General features: G+C 34.2%; 20 protein-coding genes. 8 read left to right on the top strand and 12 right to left on the bottom strand.

Going from position 1 to position 23,358, the window contains the following annotated elements:
* Positions 1-18 precede the first annotated feature (18 nt).
* From PSA_RS11315 to PSA_RS11295, 5 genes are all read left to right on the top strand, one after another.
* Positions 19-1,182 carry a methionine aminotransferase gene (locus PSA_RS11315; RefSeq protein ID WP_042144532.1) on the top strand — a complete coding sequence of 388 codons (1,164 nt, stop codon included), beginning with the start codon at positions 19-21 and terminating at the stop codon, positions 1,180-1,182.
* The gene (locus PSA_RS11310) at positions 1,170-1,943 is read left to right on the top strand and encodes an amidohydrolase (protein ID WP_042144534.1); all 774 of its coding nucleotides are present in this window, start codon (positions 1,170-1,172) and stop codon (positions 1,941-1,943) included. Before PSA_RS11315 ends, PSA_RS11310 begins: the two co-directional genes overlap by 13 nt.
* A gap of 122 nt (positions 1,944-2,065) precedes the next feature.
* Positions 2,066-5,353 (top strand): DEAD/DEAH box helicase, encoded by a 3,288-nt coding sequence (locus tag PSA_RS11305; RefSeq protein ID WP_042144536.1) that lies wholly within the window; start codon positions 2,066-2,068, stop codon positions 5,351-5,353.
* A 365-nt stretch (positions 5,354-5,718) separates the two neighbouring features.
* A complete protein-coding gene (locus PSA_RS11300) occupies positions 5,719-5,928 on the top strand; it encodes a cold-shock protein (protein ID WP_042144538.1) in 210 nt (69 codons plus the stop codon).
* A gap of 362 nt (positions 5,929-6,290) precedes the next feature.
* Positions 6,291-7,730 (top strand): alpha-amylase family protein, encoded by a 1,440-nt coding sequence (locus tag PSA_RS11295; RefSeq protein WP_082305706.1) that lies wholly within the window; start codon positions 6,291-6,293, stop codon positions 7,728-7,730.
* Between the two features lie 45 nt (positions 7,731-7,775).
* On the opposite strand, the gene PSA_RS11290 is transcribed toward PSA_RS11295, so the two are convergent.
* Positions 7,776-8,375, bottom strand: coding sequence for a paraquat-inducible protein A (locus tag PSA_RS11290; RefSeq protein ID WP_042144541.1), 600 nt, complete (start codon positions 8,373-8,375; stop codon positions 7,776-7,778).
* Between the two features lie 233 nt (positions 8,376-8,608).
* On the opposite strand from PSA_RS11290, the gene PSA_RS25240 reads away from it, so the two are divergent.
* Complete coding sequence (locus PSA_RS25240) at positions 8,609-8,767, top strand: hypothetical protein (protein ID WP_157575772.1); 159 nt, start codon at positions 8,609-8,611, stop codon at positions 8,765-8,767.
* A 279-nt stretch (positions 8,768-9,046) separates the two neighbouring features.
* On the opposite strand, the gene PSA_RS11285 is transcribed toward PSA_RS25240, so the two are convergent.
* The 8 genes from PSA_RS11285 to PSA_RS11250 all read right to left on the bottom strand — a co-directional run bounded on the left by PSA_RS11285 (position 9,047) and on the right by PSA_RS11250 (position 14,539).
* Positions 9,047-9,244, bottom strand: a complete 198-nt coding sequence (locus tag PSA_RS11285; RefSeq protein ID WP_042144542.1) for a hypothetical protein — start codon at positions 9,242-9,244, stop codon at positions 9,047-9,049.
* Between the two features lie 312 nt (positions 9,245-9,556).
* A complete protein-coding gene (gene rplQ / locus PSA_RS11280; protein ID WP_059364906.1) occupies positions 9,557-9,955 on the bottom strand; it encodes a 50S ribosomal protein L17 in 399 nt (132 codons plus the stop codon).
* 38 nt (positions 9,956-9,993) lie between these two features.
* Positions 9,994-10,983, bottom strand: coding sequence for a DNA-directed RNA polymerase subunit alpha (gene rpoA / locus PSA_RS11275; protein WP_059364904.1), 990 nt, complete (start codon positions 10,981-10,983; stop codon positions 9,994-9,996).
* Positions 10,984-11,008: 25 nt separating this feature from the next.
* Positions 11,009-11,629, bottom strand: a complete 621-nt coding sequence (gene rpsD, locus PSA_RS11270; RefSeq protein ID WP_059364677.1) for a 30S ribosomal protein S4 — start codon at positions 11,627-11,629, stop codon at positions 11,009-11,011.
* Positions 11,630-11,650: 21 nt separating this feature from the next.
* Complete coding sequence (gene rpsK, locus PSA_RS11265; RefSeq protein ID WP_059364684.1) at positions 11,651-12,037, bottom strand: 30S ribosomal protein S11; 387 nt, start codon at positions 12,035-12,037, stop codon at positions 11,651-11,653.
* Between the two features lie 12 nt (positions 12,038-12,049).
* On the bottom strand, positions 12,050-12,406 hold the full coding sequence (rpsM, locus tag PSA_RS11260) for a 30S ribosomal protein S13 (protein WP_059364687.1): 357 nt from the start codon (positions 12,404-12,406) through the stop codon (positions 12,050-12,052).
* Between the two features lie 140 nt (positions 12,407-12,546).
* A complete protein-coding gene (gene rpmJ, locus PSA_RS11255; RefSeq protein WP_059364690.1) occupies positions 12,547-12,660 on the bottom strand; it encodes a 50S ribosomal protein L36 in 114 nt (37 codons plus the stop codon).
* Positions 12,661-13,822: 1,162 nt separating this feature from the next.
* Positions 13,823-14,539, bottom strand: a complete 717-nt coding sequence (locus PSA_RS11250) for a DUF6445 family protein (protein ID WP_042152454.1) — start codon at positions 14,537-14,539, stop codon at positions 13,823-13,825.
* 337 nt (positions 14,540-14,876) lie between these two features.
* Here PSA_RS11250 and PSA_RS11245 point away from each other — a divergent pair, with 337 nt between their 5' ends.
* Positions 14,877-15,785 (top strand): hypothetical protein, encoded by a 909-nt coding sequence (locus tag PSA_RS11245; RefSeq protein ID WP_052380250.1) that lies wholly within the window; start codon positions 14,877-14,879, stop codon positions 15,783-15,785.
* A gap of 171 nt (positions 15,786-15,956) precedes the next feature.
* Here PSA_RS11245 and PSA_RS11240 read toward each other — a convergent pair whose 3' ends face one another.
* The 3 genes from PSA_RS11240 to PSA_RS11230 all read right to left on the bottom strand — a co-directional run bounded on the left by PSA_RS11240 (position 15,957) and on the right by PSA_RS11230 (position 22,403).
* Positions 15,957-18,140: a S46 family peptidase gene (locus PSA_RS11240; protein ID WP_193216562.1), complete on the bottom strand. Its 2,184-nt coding sequence runs from the start codon at positions 18,138-18,140 to the stop codon at positions 15,957-15,959.
* Positions 18,141-18,490: 350 nt separating this feature from the next.
* Positions 18,491-19,675, bottom strand: a complete 1,185-nt coding sequence (locus tag PSA_RS11235; RefSeq protein WP_042152458.1) for a hypothetical protein — start codon at positions 19,673-19,675, stop codon at positions 18,491-18,493.
* Between the two features lie 1,954 nt (positions 19,676-21,629).
* On the bottom strand, positions 21,630-22,403 hold the full coding sequence (locus PSA_RS11230) for an NBR1-Ig-like domain-containing protein (protein WP_059364902.1): 774 nt from the start codon (positions 22,401-22,403) through the stop codon (positions 21,630-21,632).
* 196 nt (positions 22,404-22,599) lie between these two features.
* Here PSA_RS11230 and PSA_RS11225 point away from each other — a divergent pair, with 196 nt between their 5' ends.
* Positions 22,600-23,346, top strand: a complete 747-nt coding sequence (locus tag PSA_RS11225; protein ID WP_042152476.1) for an amidase domain-containing protein — start codon at positions 22,600-22,602, stop codon at positions 23,344-23,346.
* The last annotated feature ends 12 nt before the right edge of the window (positions 23,347-23,358 follow it).

Raw genomic sequence — 23,358 nt, 5'->3', positions numbered from 1 at the left:
AACTTTTGTAATTTAGCAATGAATACGAATAACACAAACAACATAAATTCAAAATTACCTAATGTTGGAGTAAGCATATTTAGTGAAATGTCAGGACTCGCGAACCAATATAAAGCAATAAACTTATCACAAGGTTTTCCTGAGTTTGATACACCCGAGTTTATTAAAAATAAGATAAACCATTATATTAGTGATGGGTTAAATCAATATGCGCCCTCTTCTGGTTTACCAAAATTACAAAGCGCCATTGCAGATTTAGCAAATAATAAATATAACGCAAAAATTGACCCTACAAACCAAGTGACTATCACTTCGGGCGCCACTGAAGCATTATTTGTCGCTATTGAGACCTTGGTACAAACCGGTGATGAAGTTATCGTTTTTGATCCGGCTTATGATTCATACGAGCCGGCAATAGAATTAGCAGGTGGTAAAGCGATACATTTACAACTCAAAGCACCGACTTATAGGGTTAACTGGGATGATGTGATTGGAGCCATAACACCTAACACAAAGGCTATAATTGTTAATACTCCGCATAACCCCACTGGCTCGATATTAACTGAATCAGATATTAACAATCTAAGTAAAATTATAACCGAACACAACTTATATTTGATCAGTGATGAAGTATACGAACATATTGTTTTTGATGAACAAACCCATTTAAGTGCTTTAAGTTTTGAAGAATTAAAAAAACGTGCTTTTGTGATCAGTAGCTTTGGTAAAACATTTCACTGTACGGGGTGGAAACTTGGTTATTGTATTGCACCAACAAATCTCACTAAAGAATTTAGAAAAATACATCAATATGTCACCTTTTCTTCTTTTACACCAGCACAAGCTGCCATCGCTGATATGATAAATGAAAATAGCACTCATGTTTATGCACTCAATGATTTCTATCAGCAAAAACGTAATGTATTAATTAATGCACTACAAGATTCTCGTTTTAAATTATTGCCTTGTAACGGTACTTACTTTTTATTATTAGATTACAGTGCAATAAGTGATGCAAATGATGTTGAATTTTGTCACTGGTTAACAAAAGAGCATGGTGTTGCTGCCATCCCATTAAGTGTATTTAATCAATCAGGTCATTGCGATAAAATAATTAGACTATGTTTTGCTAAAAACGATAATACATTAATTAATGCTGCGGAGCGTTTATGTCAACTTTAACAATCACAACGGTTCAAACAGATATAAATTGGTTAAATGTCTCTGAAAATTTATTATCACTCGAAAACAAACTCAAAAATATTAAAAATACAGATTTAATTTTATTACCTGAAACATTCGCAACAGGTTTTGCGATTAACCTTGATGTTGCAGAAGATACAACCGACGGGCCTATAATTACGTGGTTAATAAAGCAATCCTCGATATTAAATACAGTCATTGCAGGCAGTGTTTTAGTAAAACATAACAATAAGAAAATGAACCGTTTTTATTGGGTTTGGCCTGATGGCACGATTAAATTTTATGATAAACGTCACCTATTCCGACTTGGTAATGAAGGTGCTCATGTAATAGCGGGTGAAAAACGAGAAATATTTAAAATTAAGGGTGTAAGAATATTGCCTTTAGTCTGTTATGACTTACGTTTCCCAGTTTGGGCTCGAAGTACAAATGATTATGATGTAATGGTAAATGTCGCTAATTGGCCAGCCGCAAGACGCAATGTTTGGGATACATTATTACAAGCACGCGCGATGGAAAATCAAAGTTATGTTGTAGGTATAAATAGAGTTGGAGATGATGGAAATGGAACTGCTCACACAGGCGGTACTGCAATATATGACTTTACAGGTGAACCATTATTTCAAGCCAAAGACAATGTGTGCGATATTACAACTACAACAATAAATATTGAAAAGCTTGAAGAATTTAAAAAAGCATTTCCTGCTTATTTAGATGCCGATAACTTCAATATAACCTAGCTATCATATGAAGTATCACCTTTTAGCTGTAAACTCTGTATGCGCTTTGCAGTAATTGATAGTTATTACTAAATTTAAACTAATAACTATCTATCTTAACAATCAATAAAAATTAAAGAGTTATGGCCAAAATCACCTTTACCCCTGAGTTACTTGAAGATCATTTTACCAACAACGAATGGCACAAAGGAACCAGAATATTTGACGCTAAAGGCGTAAAGTCCTGCACACTTAACGGTGACACAATTAATGGTGATGTTAAGAGTGAACGCGCGAACCACAAAGGCTATGCAACACGTTTAGTTTACAATAATCAATATAATAGTATTAAAGCATATTGTGATTGCTACGTTGGTCGTGATTGCAAACATAGCGCAGCTTTAGCAATATATTATATAAATGTGCAATTTAACCATAGTATTTTAGCCTCTCCAGAAAGAGAGGTAAATAAATGGCTTGAAAACTTTAAAGTGCAGCCTAGTAGATATCAAATCAATAGCCTACAAAAATCCTTGTTATACTTTCTAAAACCCAATAGTTATGATGAAGATGGTTATTTAACATTAAACATAAAATCTACCCGCTCTAAAAAAAATGGCGGCTGGAGCCGTTCACTCAATAGTGAATATTCATCAAGCGCATTAATAAATAGCCCCTATGCGACTAATGATGATGTTGCGATATTGACTGAACTTATGCGTACAAATCAATATGGCGATTATATAAAGTATTTTGATATCTATGAGCTTGTTATTAAAACTAACCGTTGCTTTTGGCATACTGACGATAACTTAAATACGCCAATTACTTTAGGCGAACCACTAGAAGCACAATGGCAGTGGTTAGCATTAGAGAACAATTTACATACCCTACAACTTGTTTTATTACAGCCATCAGACAGTATTAAAATAATCAAATCACAACCACTTTGTTATTATGATGAACAACAAAACTGTTTTGGTAAAATAAATACTAATACACGATGTGATTTTGAAGCTGATTTACTCAATTCACCAGTATTTGAAGAAGATAAGTTACCATGGATAATGAATAGACTATCATTATCGTTAGGTGAAGCTGTGCAACGGTTTCCAAAACCAAAAACAAAATTCGTACAAGAATTAACTAAGCCGGAAGTATATTTACATTTCACTACGCCTATAAATACAGATCCTCAAGCAGGTCTAGTCAAAGTCGATTTTTCGTATCAAGGAAACTTAGTTAACCCACATGATGAAAATACGAAAATTATACTCTCGAAACAAGATGAAAATGATATAAAACTATATCGCGACTTGGCATACGAGAAAATTGTGATAGATAAACTTACGGATCTAAACTTTTCAGTTCAACCTAAGCGATACAGTTATAATAATTTAGGCTATTTTGATACCGATAAATCAGCTAAATTCACCATGATGATGCCTAGTCGAAAATTATGGTATCACTTTTTAGATAAAGAGTTACCACAACTAATTGCGCGAGGTTGGCATATTAGCTTTGCTGAGGACTTTTATTACAAGTCTCTACCAACAGATAGCGTATTTGATGCAGAAGTTATAGAGACTGATGATCATGACTTCTTCTCTTTAGGGTTGAATTTAAGCATAGATGGTAAAAAAATGCCTGCGTTTCCTATTTTACTCAGTGCAATTGATCAACTGCCAAAATCTGCATTGCTTGACCGAGACAAAGATCAACTAATAGCACCTGATTCTCCAATTTATGTTGATCTAGAAAATGGAAAATTTATCGCGTTACGCTATAAAAGTGTACAGCCAATCTTAAAACAGTTTATTGAACTCTTTATGCCAAATGCTTTAAATAAAGACGGCACACTCGAAGTATCGCGCTTCCAAGCTCATCAAACATTATCAATATTAGATGACGAAGGACTTGTATCAAAGGGTACCAGTAAACTAAGAGCACTGGCTAATAAACTTAAAAACTTTCAACAGGTTGCTTCTGTTAATGTACCAAAAGGTTTAAATGCAAACTTAAGAACATATCAACAACAAGGCTTAAACTGGCTACAGTTTTTAAGAGAATATCAATTAAATGGTATTTTGGCAGACGATATGGGGTTAGGAAAAACCATTCAAACTTTGGCTCACCTATTAATAGAGAAACAACAAGGCAGACTTAATGAACCTGTATTAATAGTCGCGCCTACTAGTGTCATATTTAATTGGGCTAATGAAATAGACAAATTTACGCCTGAGCTTTCATATCAAGTACTACATGGCAGTAAGCGTAAACAGTATTTTGATTGTTTTGAACAAAATGAAAATCAGGTAGATATCATTATCACAAGTTATGCGCTCATTACCAAAGATTTAGCGCATTATAGTGAACAAGACTTTTATTATTTGATACTAGATGAAGCACACTATATTAAAAACTCAAAAACAAAGTTATACCAAGCCTTTTTAACCCTAAAATCTGAGCATAAATTATGTTTGACCGGCACGCCAATGGAAAACCATTTAGGTGAATTTTGGGCGCAATTCAATTTTTTAATGCCTGGATTTTTAGGCGGTCAAAAACAGTTTACTAAACTTTTTAGAACGCCTATTGAAAAACATGGCGACCATGAGCGTAAAACATTATTAAATCAGCGTATAAAGCCGTTTATTCTACGTAGGACCAAAGACAATATCGCCCTTGAGCTCCCGCCGAAAACAGAAATAATACAAACCTTACGGATTGAAGGTAAACAAGCCGAGCTTTACGAATCAGTGCGTTTAGCAATGGATACACGCTTAAAAGATATCATTGCAGATAAAGGATTAAATCGCAGTCAAATAGAAGTATTAGACGCATTGTTAAAGCTTAGGCAAGTATGTAATCACCCCAAATTATTATCACTTAAAGGTACTAAAAAGGTAAATCAGTCGGCCAAACTTAATCATTTAATGGAAACATTACCTGAACAGATTCTTGAAGGACGTAAAATAATAATATTTTCGCAATTTACCAGTATGCTAGCCTTAATTGATGAAGCCCTAACCGCTGCCAGTATTGATTTCGCTAAATTAACGGGGACAACAATCAAAAGACAGCATGAGATTGATAAATTTCAACAAGGCGAAGTGCCTGTATTTCTAATTAGCTTAAAAGCAGGCGGCGTAGGTTTAAACTTAACGGTGGCCGATACAGTTATTCACTTTGATCCTTGGTGGAATCCTGCCGTAGAAAACCAAGCAACAGATAGAGCATATCGTATTGGCCAAGATAAGCCCGTTTTTGTTTACAAGTATATTATTGAAAATTCGATCGAAGAAAAGATTCAAAAAATACAACAAAATAAAGCCGAACTTGCAAATGCCTTATTATCTGAAGAAGTCAGTGAAAACAAACTAAGTTTAACCGATGATGTATTAGGAGCACTACTGGCTCCACTTGAATAAGTCTTACTTTTTGTAAGACTTTACTATAATCGTTAGCTTAAAGGCCGACCTACAAAACAGACATTATTACATGTATGTAATTCATTCACTCTCTAGGCGGGGATTTATCCGCGCTAATTTTATTAAAAAATAAAGTCGATCAAAATTGTTATGAATACTCATACTGTTTAATTTTTAAACAAAACACTTTACTTCACAATCCCATTGTATATAATACGCACAGATTGAAAGCACGCAGTATATTTATGTTATATCATTTCGAAGATACATTTTATGTTCCTCGTTCTGTTTTTTATAAGTAACAGTAAGACTTCCAGCATCATCGCCCTAGGGCAAAATTACTTTTAAAGAATAGGATTATTATTATGTCTAATACAACTACTGGTACAGTAAAATGGTTTAACGAAGCTAAAGGTTTTGGTTTTATCGAACAAGCTTCAGGCCCAGATGTTTTTGCTCACTTTAGTGCAATTCAAGGTGACGGTTTCAAAACGTTAGCTGAAGGTCAAAAAGTAGAGTTTGTAGTTACTGATGGTCAAAAAGGCCCTCAAGCTGAAAATATCGTTGCTCTATAACTGTTAAGTTATACAGTAATATCCCATTAAGATTTAACTAAATGGCCAAAAGGTAAGACTGATGTCTTACCTTTTTTGTTTTTAAAAGTGAAATTTAACTCGAACCACACAGACATTAAATATGTTCATCTTATCTTTATTTTCTACCATAGTTCTATCTGACATCAACATCTAACATAGTTATTTATATTTAACCTATTAAACAAATATTTTTATACATACGTATGCAGTCTATAGCTTTTATTAATCGATTAATTTATCGTCAATACATCGGTGTTGCAAAAATGTAATCACAGGATTGTACTTTATTCAACACCATAATACCGGTTTTAAAACCAACTTACTAAAAAGAGATAATAATTATGAAATGTAAGTATCTATGGCTGAAGTACAATAAATTTTTGTTGGATAACTCTATATTTAAACCATTACTATTAAGTATCAGTTTAATATTTTCTATATCAATTAAAGCTGATGTAATACTGCATGCTTTTAATTGGAACTATTCGCATATCACTGATAAAGCTGATGAAATTTCATCTATTGGATATAAAAAAGTTTTAGTGTCGCCTGCATATAAATCTACTGGAAATCAATGGTGGGCAAGATACCAACCTCAAGATTTAAGATTAATTGATAATCCGTTAGGGAATACTAATGATTTTAGAATCATGGTACAGACTCTTAAAAACAAAGGTATAGAAGTTTATGCCGATATTGTCTTCAACCATATGGCAAATGAGTCATATAAAAGAGCTGATTTAAACTATCCTGGAGATACAATACTGTCACAATATTCCAGTAATTTGAGCTACTATAATAGTATTAAACTGTTCGGTAATTTATCAAATAACTACATTAATGAAAGCGACTTTAATCCAGCAGGATGTATTACAGACTGGGGAAACCCCGGACATGTTCAATATTGGCGTTTATGTGGTGGAAATGGTGATACCGGATTACCAGATTTAGATCCAAACAACAAAATTGTAGAACAACAGAAGTCTTACCTTAAAGCTTTAAAACAAATTGGTGTATCCGGTTTTAGAGTTGACGCTGCAAAACACATGAGCAACTATCATATAAATTCTGTATTTACAGATGAAATTACAAAAAATATGCACATATTCGGTGAAATTATCACTTCTAGTGGTGCTGGTGATGACAGTTATGATAATTTTTTAGCACCATACCTGTCTCAAACTGATCACAGCGCATATGATTTCCCATTATTTGCATCATTAAGAAATGCTTTAGGTTTTGGTGGTTCAATGAATTTATTAGTTGACCCAATTGCTTATGGCCAAGCTTTACCTAAAAACAGATCTATCACTTTTTCAATAACACATGATATACCGACTAACGTTGGATTTAGATATCAAATTTTAGATCCCGTTGATGAAATGCTTGCTAATGCGTACATTCTTGGTAGAGACGGTGGTGTACCGATGATGTATTCAGATCATAATGAAAGTAATGATGGTAATCGCTGGTTAGATTTATATAAACGCGAAGATATTAAAGCTATGGTTAAATTTCATAATGAAGTTAAAGATCATGACATGCAGATAATCGCTTTTAATGACTGTATGATTTTATTTAAACGAGATCATGCTGGAATTGTAGGTATTAATAAATGTGGTTCAGGTCAAGACGTATGGGTAGACACAGCAAACCATAATTTATATTGGTATCGTAATTATATAAATGTGCTAAACCCTACTGAAGTGCAATATGTGACATCGCAATGGCACAAGTTTTACTTACCACCTCGACAAGCTAAAATGTGGTTGATGCAATAGTAATGAATGCAGCCAAAACTAAATTCTAGTTTTGGCTCTAACCAACTAATTTTTTTGTATACCAACTTGGGTAATATCAAAAGCCTTAACAGTTAAACTACTAAAACTTATTTGTGTTGCTAATAAAGAAAGCAAACAATAACCTACAAAATAATAAAACCCTTGCCCTACTGCTGATAAGGTTCGACTAGAGATCATAAGTTCCATCTGAAATCCAAATATAACTAATGCTTGATTGTTAGCCGTTTCAGCATGATTTGTAGAAAGCACAGCTAAAAATATCGCAACAATGAATACATCAGCCATAGACCATTTACCAATTTTACTCACAAATTCATAAATTTTAGCTTCAAGTACTGTATTACGTTTAAAGTAAGCAAAACTCACTAACAAGGTTTTAATTAATGGAATACAAATAGAAAATAACAGAATCAATAACGCTACGAACATTCTGTCGTCTTGATATAACTCTTGAATGGTTTCAATTAATGAGAGTTGTTTATTCACCAAATCTGAAGTTAAGCTCGTATTTGCAACATTAACAGCCATATCCATATTTAATGAGAACATAGGAAAATATATGCCAGGAATAAAAAGTGCTATCGCTAAAATATTAAGTGCAAAGCCAATATGTTTTTTTATCATTGTATTAAATTATCGTTTTTAAATATGCGAGTATTATCTGTTATTTCATAATCAAACTGCAAATCATCATTGCTGAGCTGAACACTAATCACCATATTTAACCCGATGTCATCAATATTTACCGCACATCATAAACTTTAAAACATAACTGTAATACTGCCCTATTATTCATTCAACAGCTAGTTACAACAACGACTAGCATACTGAAAAACATGAAATTTAAGGGATATATTATGAACACTTCAAGCAATAGCGAATTATTAGTAACAAGCGTTTTAGGCGGCATGGTAATGAGCGTTTTAACATTTAATGGTATGGCGTCAGCTGTAGCAATTGGTTCTGTCATCGCAGTTACTATAATGAGTGCAACTTATGCTCTAACAGCAAAATAAAGAAGGCTGAAAATTTGATAAAACTTAATACCAAACTTCAACCATGAAACATCGCGAAATAGCGGTGTTTTTGTTTTTAGCAAATAAATTAATTTATATTTTAGAGTACGCTAATGAACCATTTTTCAACGTAACATTATCTTCTGCATAAATGTGTTGAGTAGGCCAACCTTTATCATTTTTGTAATTCCCTAATAAACAGTCAGGTAAATTTGTAACTGATACTATTTTTAAATTCTCAGGAGCGTCAGCTAAGTGACTGCTAATTGATTTAGTATGTCAGGCAACCATAAATTGTCTATCTAATTTTATAGGTTCACCTGAAGCAGAATATGCTTCAAACATTGCTAATCCATTTTCATCTACAATCGCTACAAATTGGCTTCCCTTTAACTTATTTAAGTCCGTTAACTGCTTTAAAGCTGATTTAACTTCTGATTTTTGTTCTGAAGTAATGGCACTTGTTTTGTAAATCATCAATGACAATAAACATGTTGTTATTTATATTTTTTTATTCATGACTTTTCTCTGTATGTTTTTATTTGTTCGTAAAACTGAAAAAAATAAAACAGAAATCGTGTCAATCAATCTCTATCTGTTAATTATAGATTTATTATAAATGTATACATATGTTTTGATGTGAATAACCAATAAGTGATTAAAAACGTAATAATTAGCAACGTTTGATATTTAAAGGAATCGTTAATTTATAGAATTTCGAACATAAAAAAACCGAGTTCAATGAACTCGGTTTTTAACTTAAATTAAGCTATAAAGCTAATTTAAGATTTATTCTGCTGACTGTACTTCTTCTTGAACTTCTTCAGTCGCTGGGCGATCAATTAGTTCAATGTAAGCCATTGGTGCTTTATCACCTGTACGGAAACCACACTTAAGAATACGAGTGTAGCCACCTGGACGGTTTGCAAAACGAGGACCAAGCTCGTTAAATAAAATACCAACAACTTCTTTATCACGTGTACGAGCAAATGCTAAACGACGATTTGCAACACTGTCAGTTTTAGCTAGCGTGATTAAAGGTTCAATTACACTACGTAACTCTTTTGCTTTAGGCAAAGTTGTTCTGATGATTTGGTGCTTCACCAGTGAACCCGCCATATTGCTGAACATCGCTTTACGATGACTGCTGTTACGGTTTAATTGACGACCACTCTTACGATGGCGCATGACCTATCCTTATATATAAATTTATCCAGTGATTTGGATTATTCAGCTAGACTTGCAGGTGGCCAGTTTTCTAGGCGCATACCTAGAGAAAGACCACGTGAAGCTAATACATCTTTGATTTCAGTTAGAGACTTCTTACCTAAATTAGGCGCTTTAAGAAGTGCAACTTCAGTACATTGTACCAAATCACCAATATATTGAATTTGTTCGGCTTTCAAACAGTTCGCAGAACGAACAGTTAGCTCAAGATCATCAACAGGACGAAGAAGAATTGGATCGAATTCAGGCTTCTCATCTTTCTCTTCTGGTGCAGCTATTTCACGTGCATCAACAAATGCATCTAGCTGATCAGCCATAATGGCTGAAGCACGGCGGATCGCTTCTTCTGGATCCAAAGTACCATTAGTTTCCATGTCGATAATTAACTTATCTAAATCTGTACGCTGTTCTACACGCGCTGATTCAACCGAGTACGCAATACGCTCAACTGGGCTATATGATGCATCAAGCAACAATACACCAGCTGGGCGCTCATCGCCTTCAGAGGATAAACGGCTTGCCGCTGGTACATAACCACGACCACGTTCAACATGAATTCTCATGTTAACCGAACTGCTATCTGTTGTTAAATTACAAATAACATGATCAGGATTAGCAATAACTACTGTACCATCGTGCTGAATATCTGCCGCAGTTACAGGACCTTTGCCTGATTTAGTCAACGTAATAAACACATCATTTACTTCATCTTCTAAAGTAACCGCTAGGCCTTTTAGATTAAGTAAAATGTCGATGATGTCTTCTTGAACGTCTTCTTTTGTACTGTTTTCGTGCAATACGCCATCAATTTCAACTTCAGTAGCTGCACATCCTGGCATGGATGATAACAATATACGACGTAAAGCATTACCAAGTGTATGACCAAAGCCACGCTCTAATGGCTCTAATGCTACTTTAGAACGCGTTGGGCTAACTGCTTCAATAGCAACTAGTTTTGGCTTTAGAAATTCGGTTACAGAACCCTGCATTTTTATCCTCTCTTAACTCTTAACTTTACTTCGAGTAAAGTTCGACGATTAGCTGTTCATTTATTTCTGCAGACAGATCAGAACGCTCAGGTAGACGTTTAAATACGCCTTCAAGTGCTTTATTGTCTACTTCAACCCAAGTTGGTTTTTCACGTTGTGAAGCCAACTCTAGCGCAGCGATGATACGTGATTGTTTTTTCGACTTCTCACGGATCACAACAGTGTCTTCTGCAGTGATACGAAATGAAGGAATGTTAACAACACGACCATTAACCATAATCGCTTTGTGAGATACAAGTTGACGTGCTTCAGCGCGTGTACTTGCAAAACCCATGCGATATACAACATTATCAAGACGTTGCTCAAGAAGTTGTAACAAGTTTTCACCTGTATTACCCTTGATACGTGCAGCATCTTTGTAGTAATTACGGAATTGCTTTTCTAATACACCGTACATACGACGTACTTTTTGCTTTTCACGTAATTGTAAACCGTAATCAGATAGACGACCCTTACGAGCGCCATGCTGACCAGGTGCAGTCTCTAATTTACACTTAGAGTCGATAGCTCTAACGCCGCTCTTAAGGAACAGGTCAGTACCTTCACGACGACTTAGCTTGAGCGTAGGGCCCAAATATCTAGCCATGTTCTTTCTCCTAACCTATTGTTATACGCGACGTTTCTTCGGTGGACGACAACCATTGTGTGGTATCGGCGTCACGTCAGTAATGTTTGTAATTCTAAAACCAGCAGCATTTAATGCACGAACAGCAGACTCACGGCCTGGACCTGGACCTTTAATAAATACTTCAAGGTTTTTCAAACCGTATTCTTTAGCGGCATTACCTGCACGCTCAGCAGCAACCTGTGCAGCGAATGGCGTAGATTTACGTGAACCACGGAAACCTGAACCACCTGCAGTTGCCCAAGATAAAGCATTACCTTGACGATCTGAAATAGTTACAATAGTGTTGTTGAAAGAAGCATGAACATGAGCCATACCATCAGCAACTTGTTTTTTTACCTTCTTACGACGAACTGGTGCTTTAGCCATAATCTATATCCCTTATCGCTTGATAGGCTTACGTGGACCCTTACGAGTACGCGCGTTAGTCTTAGTTCTTTGACCACGTAGTGGTAAAGAGCGACGGTGACGAAGACCACGATAACAACCAAGGTCCATAAGACGTTTGATATTTAAAGTAACTTCACGGCGAAGATCACCTTCAACAGTGTACTTACCTACTTCTTCACGAAGTTGATCAAGTGTTTCTTCATTTAGTTCACTGATCTTTGTAGATTCAGCGATTCCTGTCGCAGCTAAAATTGATTTAGCGCGAGTTGTACCAACACCATAAATGGCAGTAATAGCTACTACTGCGTGTTTATGATCAGGAACGTTAATGCCAGCAATACGGGCCACTAACACATCTCCTAATTTGGATCTGGTAATCAATTTGTTGGAAAGCCCGTTAGGATACCCAACTAATGACCAAATCATCTAAATAAACAGACCAAGCTACTTATATATAAATAGTTAGCTTAGACTGCACGATTTCTTAATTAACCTTGCCTTTGCTTATGCTTAGGCTCTATGCAAATTACACGTACAACACCGGCACGTTTAATAACTTTACAATTACGGCAAATCTTTTTAACGGATGCACGTACTTTCATGAGTCATCTCCGTAGCTATCTAAAAGTGCCAGTTGGCTATACTTTTAGATTAACTTTTTTAAATATAGAATCATATTGATGAGCCTACCGATTTGTTCCAGCGATATTAAAACAGTTTGAATTAAATCAGTGTTTTTAGTTCGACCTAGAAAAATCAGCCCTGTATTCTACTCGGTAATAGTTCAACTCCACTACTAAAAATTGGTGGAATAACACTATATAAGATGATTTTATATGATTTAAGTGAGCTTTACACTACAAAAATAACTAAGCTGCACATTTAAAATACTGATTTGTATATATATCATTCAAAATAAAAGTTATCCCTATCAAAAATAATCATAGATTCAGCCTCGCTTGTAAAAAAATCAGCCTAAAGGCCAACCTACAAATAAATCTCAAAACCTGTAGGAGAAGCTTTAGCTTTTCAGAGGCCATCAAAATTCACCCAGTCAGCCTAAAGGCCAACCTACAAATAAATCTCAAAACCTGTAGGAGAAGCTTTAGCTTTTCAAGGGCCATCAAAATTCACCCAGTCAGCCTAAAGGCCAACCTACAAATAAACCTCAAAACCTGTAGGAGAAGCTTTAGCTTTTCAAGGGCCATCAAAATTCGCCCAGTCAGCCTAAAGGTCAACCTACAAATAAACAAAAACAATATTTAACCGGAAACACTAAACTTGTAGGAGAGGCTTTAGCCTTTCAAAAGTAAACATAAAAACAAAATATTGTAAGCAAGGCTAAAAAGTATATATTTCATTACAATAACAACGTAGGAGCAGTTATCGGTAGCTTTTCAAGGGCAATCAAAATTCACCCAGTCAGCCTAAAGGCCAACCTACAAATAAACAAAAACAATATTTAACCGGAAACACTAAACTTGTAGGAGAGGCTTTAGCCTTTCAAAAGTAAACATAAAAACAAAATATTGTAAGCAAGGCTAAAAAGTATATATTTCATTACAATAACAACGTAGGAGCAGTTATCGGTAGCTTTTCAAGGGCCATCAAAATTCACCCAGTCAGCCTAAAGGCCAACCTACAAATAAATCTCAAAACCTGTAGGAGAAGCTTTAGCTTTTCAAGGGCCATCAAAATTCGCCCAGTCAGCCTAAAGGCCAACCAACAAAACTTCACTATTTAACTATTAACTCATAACCCTAATTATTCCGACATATAAAAAAATGTAACTGCCAAACGCTTATCTCTTTTATCGGTTCCAAAATAACTACTCGCGCTATGTACCATATTACCTTTAAACAAAATTAATCTATTAAATTTATTTTCAATACTGTGATCTACATACCAGGCATCAGATGGTAATGCTTGAGTATGTAAAGCATCAACTAAATTTTTATAGGGATCTTGTACTAAATTTCCACCAGCAGCACCATTTGCATATTTTAATCTATAAAATGAAGTGCCAGAATCTGGTGCGGGATTTTGATTCAAATATAAAACAGCGCCATATTTACATAACTTACGATTATCTACGTGTGGCCGCGATTTCCCCTCTTTCGCACCTACTAAAATTGCAGTGTTTGAATCAACAATAACATCGTCACTTTCGACTACCCATATTTTGTCTTTATTGATTTTACTTTTTATCCAAGCCTCTACTTTTTCTAGTTGTGCCTTTTTAAGTGCTTTAGCTGCACGCATACCAGGCCAAAGTTCATTGGTATATGGGCTGCCTAACTTCCATTTCTTTTTATCTTTGTTTAAACATTGATTCGCAATTGCAATGGCATCTTTATGACTAAAGAAATCATCAATAATCCAATAGTTTTTATTAAGTTCAGGTGTTTCATGAGTTAATGTAGGTACATTATAAGGAACGGGGATGTCTAATAAATCTTCTGTAAACAGTGTATGACGCATATACAACACTCAAAAAAGGTATATGTATTAAATAAAAGCATTTATTTCGTCAAAATCAAATTCAACTCGAAAGTTATAGTCATTTATTACAAACAACAAATTCAACTAAAGCAATTTTATGACTTTACTTATAGCTGGTTGTTTATGTGGAAACTAAAAAGCACAATCCAATTTTAATACTTATTCATACATATGTTTTAGATCAATAAACAACCAATTATTTTATAAAATTAAACATATCGGTATAAAAAGTAATTTTAAAATTGCATTTATTGTCCTTTAATTCACTCTTTTGCTAAAATTTACCAATAAGCTTAATTTAATCAGGTGAGAGTTAATGCAGGTAAATCCATTAAGCGTTGTTTTAATACTCTATATAACCTCATTAACAAGCTCGCATGTTAGCGCTACTATCAATGACCCTTTAATAACTAACCAAACTCAACCAATTCAAGTTCGCTATTATCAAAGAACAGTAAAAAATAAATTATCTGCCGATGAAGATTATTGGATAGGGTTATTAAAACTAGCTTTAAATAAAAGTGGCTATCCATATAAAATGAATGCAGTTATTGAAAAAGATATGTCTCATGCGCGATTAATTAACAGTTTAAATAAAAATGGCCCTGTTAATTTAGCATTTATGGGCACTTCAAAATACAAAGAGGACCAATTGTTAGCGATTTACATCCCGGTATTTCGTGGTTTAATGGGCTATAGAGTAATGATGACAACTAAAACTTCTATGTTGTCGTTCGCAAATGTAACTAAAGTACAGCAATTAACAAACATTAACTTTGGGCTAGGTTTTGATTGGGCAGATGAACCTATAATGAGAGATGCTGATCTTAGAGTAATTACAGCTGCTTATCATGACCTATTTACAATGTTAGCAGGTGGCCGTTTTGATGCGATATCGCGTGCAGCACACGAAATACAAGCAGAGCATGACATAGTAGTAAAATCACACCCCTCACTTATCATTGAACCAAATTTATTATTTTCTTATCGATTACCTTCGTTTTTCTTTGTTGGACAACATAATACAAAACTTGCCAAGATTATTAATTTGGGATTAGAAAACGCATATAATGATGGCAGTTTTTTAAACTATTTTAATCATCACCCTGTAATTATTAGTGGATTAAAATTTATTAACCAACCAAATAGAAATTGGATTAACTTAGAAAACAATCATTTATCCGAAAAATCAAACCAGATTGAATCTAAGTACTGGTTAAAATAAATATTAATAAAATAGTCACGTTATAAAATACATTTAGTTTTATAAAAATATTAGCCTAAGGCAAATCTTCAACCCTCTCCTCTATTAATAATATTGTTTAAATTAAACCAGGTTTTAAAACAAAAAAATCCGGCATATAGCCGGATTTTGACGGGAACCTTAATCTAAAAATTACTCAACAATATCCATTTCTTCAATTAGGTTAGTTGCGCCATCAATGTGCTCCATAACCCAAAGCATATAACGAACATCAACATGAATTGAACGGTTTAACTTAGGATCGTAATCCCAATCACCAATAATACTTTCGTAAACACCATCAAAAACCAGACCAACAAATTCAGCTTTGTCGTTAAGTGTTGGTGAACCAGAGTTACCACCTGTAATATCTAAAGTACCTAGGTAGTTAACTGGTACTGAACCAATTGCAGGTTTAGCGTACTCACCGTACTGTTTTTTGTTGATTAAGTCTAATTGCTTTTTAGGTGCATCAAATGGAGCGATGCCCGTATCTTTAGCAACAATACCTTCAAGCGTTGTATAAGGTGTAGCAGTTAAACCATCTTGTGGAGAATACCCTTTAACATTACCGTATGTGATACGTAGTGTGCTGTTTGCATCAGCGTATACTGGTAGGTTTTTATCATTAAAGTAAGCAATTAATGCTTCCATATATTTAGGACGGTAAGCTTGAATATTACCCGCTAACTCTTTTGAAGCATCTTCAATCGCTTTACGCTCTTTAAAGCTAGATACAGCTAACTGAACAAATGGGTCATTACTGTTTTTGAAATCAGAAACAGAGTTACCCATCAATGCTAAACGTTGCTCTTGAGAATTAAGTGTCGTTTTCTTATAAATTTTGCTTAACTTTTTGCGAAGCTTTTTCTCGTTAAAGTTTTCAGCTGTAACATTATTTAAACCAAAGAATTTATCGTAAGACTTAAGGCGATCTGCTTTAGGTAAAGTAACATAGTGCTTTAACATAGCCACAAGGATTTCTTGGTCGATATTTTCGTCATAACGACGGTCAACTGATTTCATGCCTTGCTCAAAACGGGCTAAATCACGCTCTTGATAACCACGTTCACGCTCAAGATTTGGTTTTTGTTTTTCAATAGCTAAACGGTGTAACTTATTAGCAGTAGATAACATTTTGCTATAACGCATGTAACCTAAGATTAAGTCGCGAGCTTGTTGCTTGTCATCTTGTTTAATAAGTTTATTTAAACCAGATAAAGCTTCACCATATTGTGCATTACGTTTAGAGCTACTCTTTAACCACTTAGCTAGATTTTCTTCTAAGTCTTGCTTACGTTGTAAAAAAGTACCTTTGTTATAACTGTGGATCATAGAGCCATAGTTTTTTGCATAGTTAGCAAGGCTTGCTAATGTACTTTCGTACTTAATGCGTGCTTCACTACCTACTTCAGAATGTGTATGAATTAAATCAATAATTTCTTCACGGTATGCTTTAGCTTGCGGGTAAGTCCACGAAAAAGTATTTTCTACTTCATAAGCTGTGCGGTAACGGTTTGTTCTACCAGGGTAACCAAGTACCATGATGTAATCACCGTCATCAACACTGCTCTTATTTACTTTTAAGTGGTGTTTTGGTTCGTAAGGTACATTGTCTTTATGAAAATCTGCCGGTTGACCATCTTTTCCAACGTAAGCACGGTAAAAACCGTAATCACCCGTATGACGTGGCCACATCCAGTTATCAATATCACCGCCGTATTTACCAACACTGCTTGCTGGCGCATGTACTAAACGTACATCACGAATAGTTAATTGTTTAAATAAGTAATACTCTAAACCACCATGAAAGTTAACAACACTACAACGGTATCTGTCATCATTTTCACATTCAGCTACTAGTTTTTTAGAATTTGTATCAATTGCTTTATAACGATCGCTACCTGGCATATTGTCAGTAATACCAGCTTTTACCGACTTAGTTACTTCAGTAATTTCTTCAGTAACATAAATACGGCTACCAGGTGTTGCAGGTAATTCTTCGTTAAAACTTTTAGCTAAAAAACCATTTTTAAGTAAGTTATTTTCAGCAGTTGAGTTGTATTGAACTGAGCCATAAACACAGTGATGGTTACTGGCAACTAATCCTTTATCTGAAACAAAAGAAGCAGTACAACCACCAAGGCTAACAATTGCGCCCATAGGAAAGCCAGTTAAGTCTGTTAAATCATTTGGATTTAACTTTAAACCTGCGTTAGTTAACTCTTTTGCAATTGTAGGTAATTGGTTTGGTTGCCACATACCTTCATCGGCTAATACAGCCGTACTGCTTAATGCCACAACTGGCAACATTAAGAGTTTTTTAAATTTATTCATAGTATCCCTAATAAAATATTCTTGTTTTTAATGTGACTCATAAAAATGTTATAATGTATCAAAACGCGGCTATTCTGCGCTACTAAAGCATCTTAGTCAAAAAAAATAGCCAAAATAAAATTTTCGTAGATGTAAAACGGCAGGACTATCGTACATTAGCTTTTACAATTATGACATTATAATGAAACTAATTGTCTAAATAGGTATAAACCTAAAGGAAAACTACAAAACCAAATGCAATATTAACCTGTCAACACCGAACTTGCAGGAGAAGCTTTGCATGCATAGATGCCGATACTAGAGTAATATAGAAACAGTTATCGGAAAATTATTTACAGGCTCAAGCACACTTAAAACGGTGTTGAATCAAACGCCATGCTTTCAAACATTTCCATCTCATATTTCTGCCTACGTAATCTTAGTGTATGTTTAATATCTTTAACTGTTCGATAACTTGCTATATCAGCGCTTATTTGTGTGCATTCATCTTCTAGCACCTGTATATGTTGCTGAATATTTTTAGCTATTATTGCCTTACTTCGGCCATTAAACTTATGCCATACAACGGTTTGTATATCTTCTTGCTCTTTAATATCAGTATACTCTTCATTAAGTTCAGCCACTTTAGCACGTAATAAAGGCAATAAATTGTCTAAAGTAACACTGTCAAAAACAACATCGTCATCAAAATTCTGTAAATATATCTGCACAATAGTAAACCCGTCTTTATCTTTACGAGCTTGTGACAATTGCTGCATTAATTGATGCTTAAACTGTTTTTTATCAGGATCTTGTTCTTTGTCTGGGTGAAGTTTAGCTGCTAGCCGTTTATACATTTTACTTAATTGGCTACCTTTAAATAATCGTTCTAGTGTGGCTTGATGCTGATTATTTTTTTCGTTTTCTTGCGTAAAATACTCTTGCTGTTGGTTATAAAAATCATTAAAAAAAGACGATTCAAATTCATCTTCATCATCAAAAAGCTCATCATTATCATCAAAAAACTCATCATTATCATTTTCTGATTGCGTATCTAGCTTTTCTAAAAAATCCATTAGTTTTTCTGGGTCGGCTGCAATTGCGCGTAAGTCGTCATCAGACAACTCTAAATCAGGAGACACATTAAAGGATATCGTTTGGCGTAAATCATCAAGGTCTTCAGCTGTTAACTTATTAATTTTGTGGTTATTGATTACCCCTATTTCTTTATCTAAATTAATCTCTAACAACCTAATATCAATATCAGCAGAAAAAGGATTTTGGCTTAAATAATCAAGGTCTTGATGTAGCCAATTGATCAACTCTTCTCTTTCATAACCTGAAAGGGTTTTACGGCTAACAAAAGGCGTTAAAACACGGATCTGCTCTGCGATTGCTAATGATTGCTTTTGTTCAACTGGCGTAACCTCAAGGGAAAACTGTTCGTACAATTTTTTAATTTTAGTTTTTAAGTTAGCATTGCGCTTTTGATGTTTTTCAATTTTTTGCCACAATTTAAATAAAGGATCTTTATCTTTTGCGTCAGACGAAGCCATCTTCACACTTTTTAGAAATTGATTATCTGACATAATATTTGTTAGTTAATAATTGACTGCATTAATTATTACTTTTAATTAGCGATAAATAAATAGTATTGACTAATAATTTTTTACGATCATACATTTAGAATTCTCATTAAATTTTCGAATTTTAAATGTGTCACCAAAACCATATAAAACAATAAGCACAGCAAAAACTTAGTCAGCCTAAAGGCCAACATACAACAATCAAATGTTGAATTACAATTAAACACTCAACTTGTAGGTGAGGCTTTAGCCTTTCTTTTGTTATCAAAAATTTATCAACCTAGTCAGCCTAAAGGCCAACCTACAACAATCAAATGTTGAATTACAATTAAACACTCAACTTGTAGGAGAGGCTTTAGCCTTTCTTTTGTTATGAAAAATTTATCAATCTAGTCTGCCTAAAGGCCAACCTACAACAATCAAATGTTGAATTACATTAAACACTCAACTTGTAGGTGAGGCTTTAGCCTTTCTTTTGTTTTGAAAAATTTATCAATCTAGTCTGCCTAAAGGCCAACCTACAACAATCAAATGTTGAATTACATTAAACAATCAACTTGTAGGAGAGGCTTTAGCCTTTCTTTTGTTATCAAAAATTTATCAACATAGTCAGCCTAAAGGCCAACCTACAACAATCAAATGTTGAATTACATTAAACACTCAACTTGTAGGTGAGGCTTTAGCCTTTCTTTTGTTATCAAAAATTTATCAACCTAGTCTGCCTAAAGGTCAACCTACAACAATCAAATGTTGAATTACATTAAACACTCAACTTGTAGGTGAGGCTTTAGTATTTCTTTTGTTATGAAAAATTTATCAATCTAGTCTGCCTAAAGGCCAACCTACAACAATCAAATGTTGAATTACATTAAACACCCAACTTGTAGGTGAGGCTTTAGCCTTTCTTTTGTTATCAAAAATTTATCACCCTAGTCAGTCTAAAGGCCAACCTACAACAATCAAATGTTGAATTACATTAAACACTCAACTTGTAGGTGAGGCTTTAGCCTTTCTTTTGTTATCAAAAATTTATCAATCTAGTCTGCCTAAAGGCCAACATACAACAATCAAATGTTGAATTACATTAAACACTCAACTTGTAGGAGAGGCTTTAGCCTTTCTTTTTGTTATGAAAAATTTATCAATCTAGTCAGCCTAAAGGCCAACCTAAAACAATCAAATGTTGAATTACATTAAACACTCAACTTGTAGGAGAGGCTTTAGCCTTTCTTTTTGTTATGAAAAATTTATCAATCTAGTCAGCCTAAAGGCCAACCTAAAACAATCAAATGTTGAATTACATTAAACACTCAACTTGTAGGTGAGGCTTTAGCCTTTCTTTTTGTTATGAAAAATTTATCAATGTAGTCAGCCTAAAGGCCAACCTACAAAAATCAAATGTTGAATTACATTAAACACTGAACTTGTAGGAGAGGCTTTAGCCTTTCTTTTGTTATCAAAAATTTATCACCCTAGTCAGTCTAAAGGCCAACCTACAACAATCAAATGTTGAATTACATTAAACACTCAACTTGTAGGTGAGGCTTTAGCCTTTCTTTTGTTATCAAAAATTTATCAACCTAGTCAGCCTAAAGGCCAACCTGCAAAACTGCACCTGCAGGAGGCACGATCAAATTAGATTTAATTATCTAGCACATCTATTGAAAGGTAATCATTGCCATAAATTTAAAACTCAAAAGACAGTTTCATCAGCTGACATAGATTAATTTTACCTTATGAATTTTTTTGAATCACCTGAATGCCAGATAATCACATCGATCATGTTAATAACTTTTTGTGAACTTTACCCTGTAATTAAATTAGTTATAAATAAATCCTGTGAATGTAACCTATCACCTGCTTTAAAGTCTAAAAACACATGTGGATCTGGTATATCAATCGGCATATTAGGAAAATTCCGTGATTAGTTTAACTGAACTACATGCACCTCAAGAAATAGACTATCCATCTTAGGGAAAAAATAATGACCGTTCTCATCAATCATTTTCCAATCCAAACGACAAGAACCGGGAATTTTAGGAGTTATAAATGTCGCAGAAATATTAACCATATTACCTGGGAGTGTTTCGGCTATTTTAATTTTGTCTTGTGATTGACATCCATTAGTAGAGCCTGGCGTAATGCGTTTTAAATATCGATTAACCCAAGGAACACTGCCTGTATTTTTAATTTTCCATATTTTATGATATTCAAAATTAGGACTTACCAACATACCATCTGGAATAGTCACATCCATAATAAAAGTCGAATTATCCCCCTTCAGCAATGGTTGCTTTGGTTTTTCTCTTTCACTATCTAAAATATTTATCTGATTGATATCTGTTAAATTACCCCAAAAACGCATACTCACAATAATTCCAATTAAGCAGATTAGAATAAAAGAATATGAGGCAAACTTTAAACGTTGCTTTGTTAACTTATGAGTTTTAATTTTGTCATTTTTATGTGCAAGATCTAATTCCATATAGGTTTTTATGTGTTCATAAGACTCCTGAAATCCTTCAGCAAACAATGGAATTTTTTTTGTCGGTAAATTTTTATGTTTTACGTTAAGCACATCGTAAAAAGAGGAATCACCTTTAGTACCAATTACATTCATAATGATATTTTTTTTAGGAACTTTTAACTTTTCTTGAGCACGCTCAAATGCTTTCCACATATGTGTATTTTTCTCCATCAACAACCTCACTCCCTGAAAAATCAATAAAACAAAAAAAATAAACATGGATTTTACATCAAAATCCTCTGATTTGGACTTTTTCGGAGTGACTTCATGTTTTTAGTAACAAAATCACAATGTAATAACCACTCTTGAAAAAGATACTTAATGACAAATTAATCCGGTCACTCAGTGAGAGATAAAATTGAAATCAATGAAATACCTTTATCTATCTATATTTTTTATCATTGCGAATCAAATTAAGGCAAGCCCATTACTGCAATGTCCCAGTTTATATTATCAATCAGATGGTTCATCTGTATGCAAATATCACGGGACAACAGCTATGATTTATTCCGCAATTAATTATGATGTCGAAAATTTAAATGATGGTACTTTTGCAAGATACGATCATAACTGTACTCATTTTGCTAGCCAAGTGATCCTTGCTGGGTTTACTGAGAGAACCACCAGATCTGAACTTTATGCCCTAAAAGAACAATATTCAGCCGATAAAGATGATATTTATTCTTGGTTTTATCAAACAAAATGGCAAACCGGTAATGCCTGGAAAGAAGCCCACAGCTTATATCTTTATGCTAAATATAGCGCTGAGTATGATCCAGGTCCTGTATACCTAGAGGCTGGTCCTAAATTTAAATATGTCACTGAAGATTCCCAAACTACTTACATGGATCATGAAAAAATTAAGGTGGGAGACATTATATTTGCCGATTATGAACAGCCGCAATATGCAAAAACAATCGATGGCCATATGGATCATGTTTATATCGTTACCAAGCTGCAGCTTTGGCGAAGTGGATACAGTGCGATACGAGTAAGTGCAAATTCAGAAGATCACTTTGATAAAAGTCTGGGTGAAATCAACCTTAAATATAAAACAAAAATTAATTTCACTGTTTTTAGGCCTTTGGCGTATGTCAGTAAAGTACCAAATTAATCCCCATTTAAA

Source organism: Pseudoalteromonas sp. '520P1 No. 423' (assembly GCF_001269985.1).
GTDB lineage: Bacteria > Pseudomonadota > Gammaproteobacteria > Enterobacterales > Alteromonadaceae > Pseudoalteromonas.
This window is presented reverse-complemented; position numbering and strand designations above follow the sequence as displayed.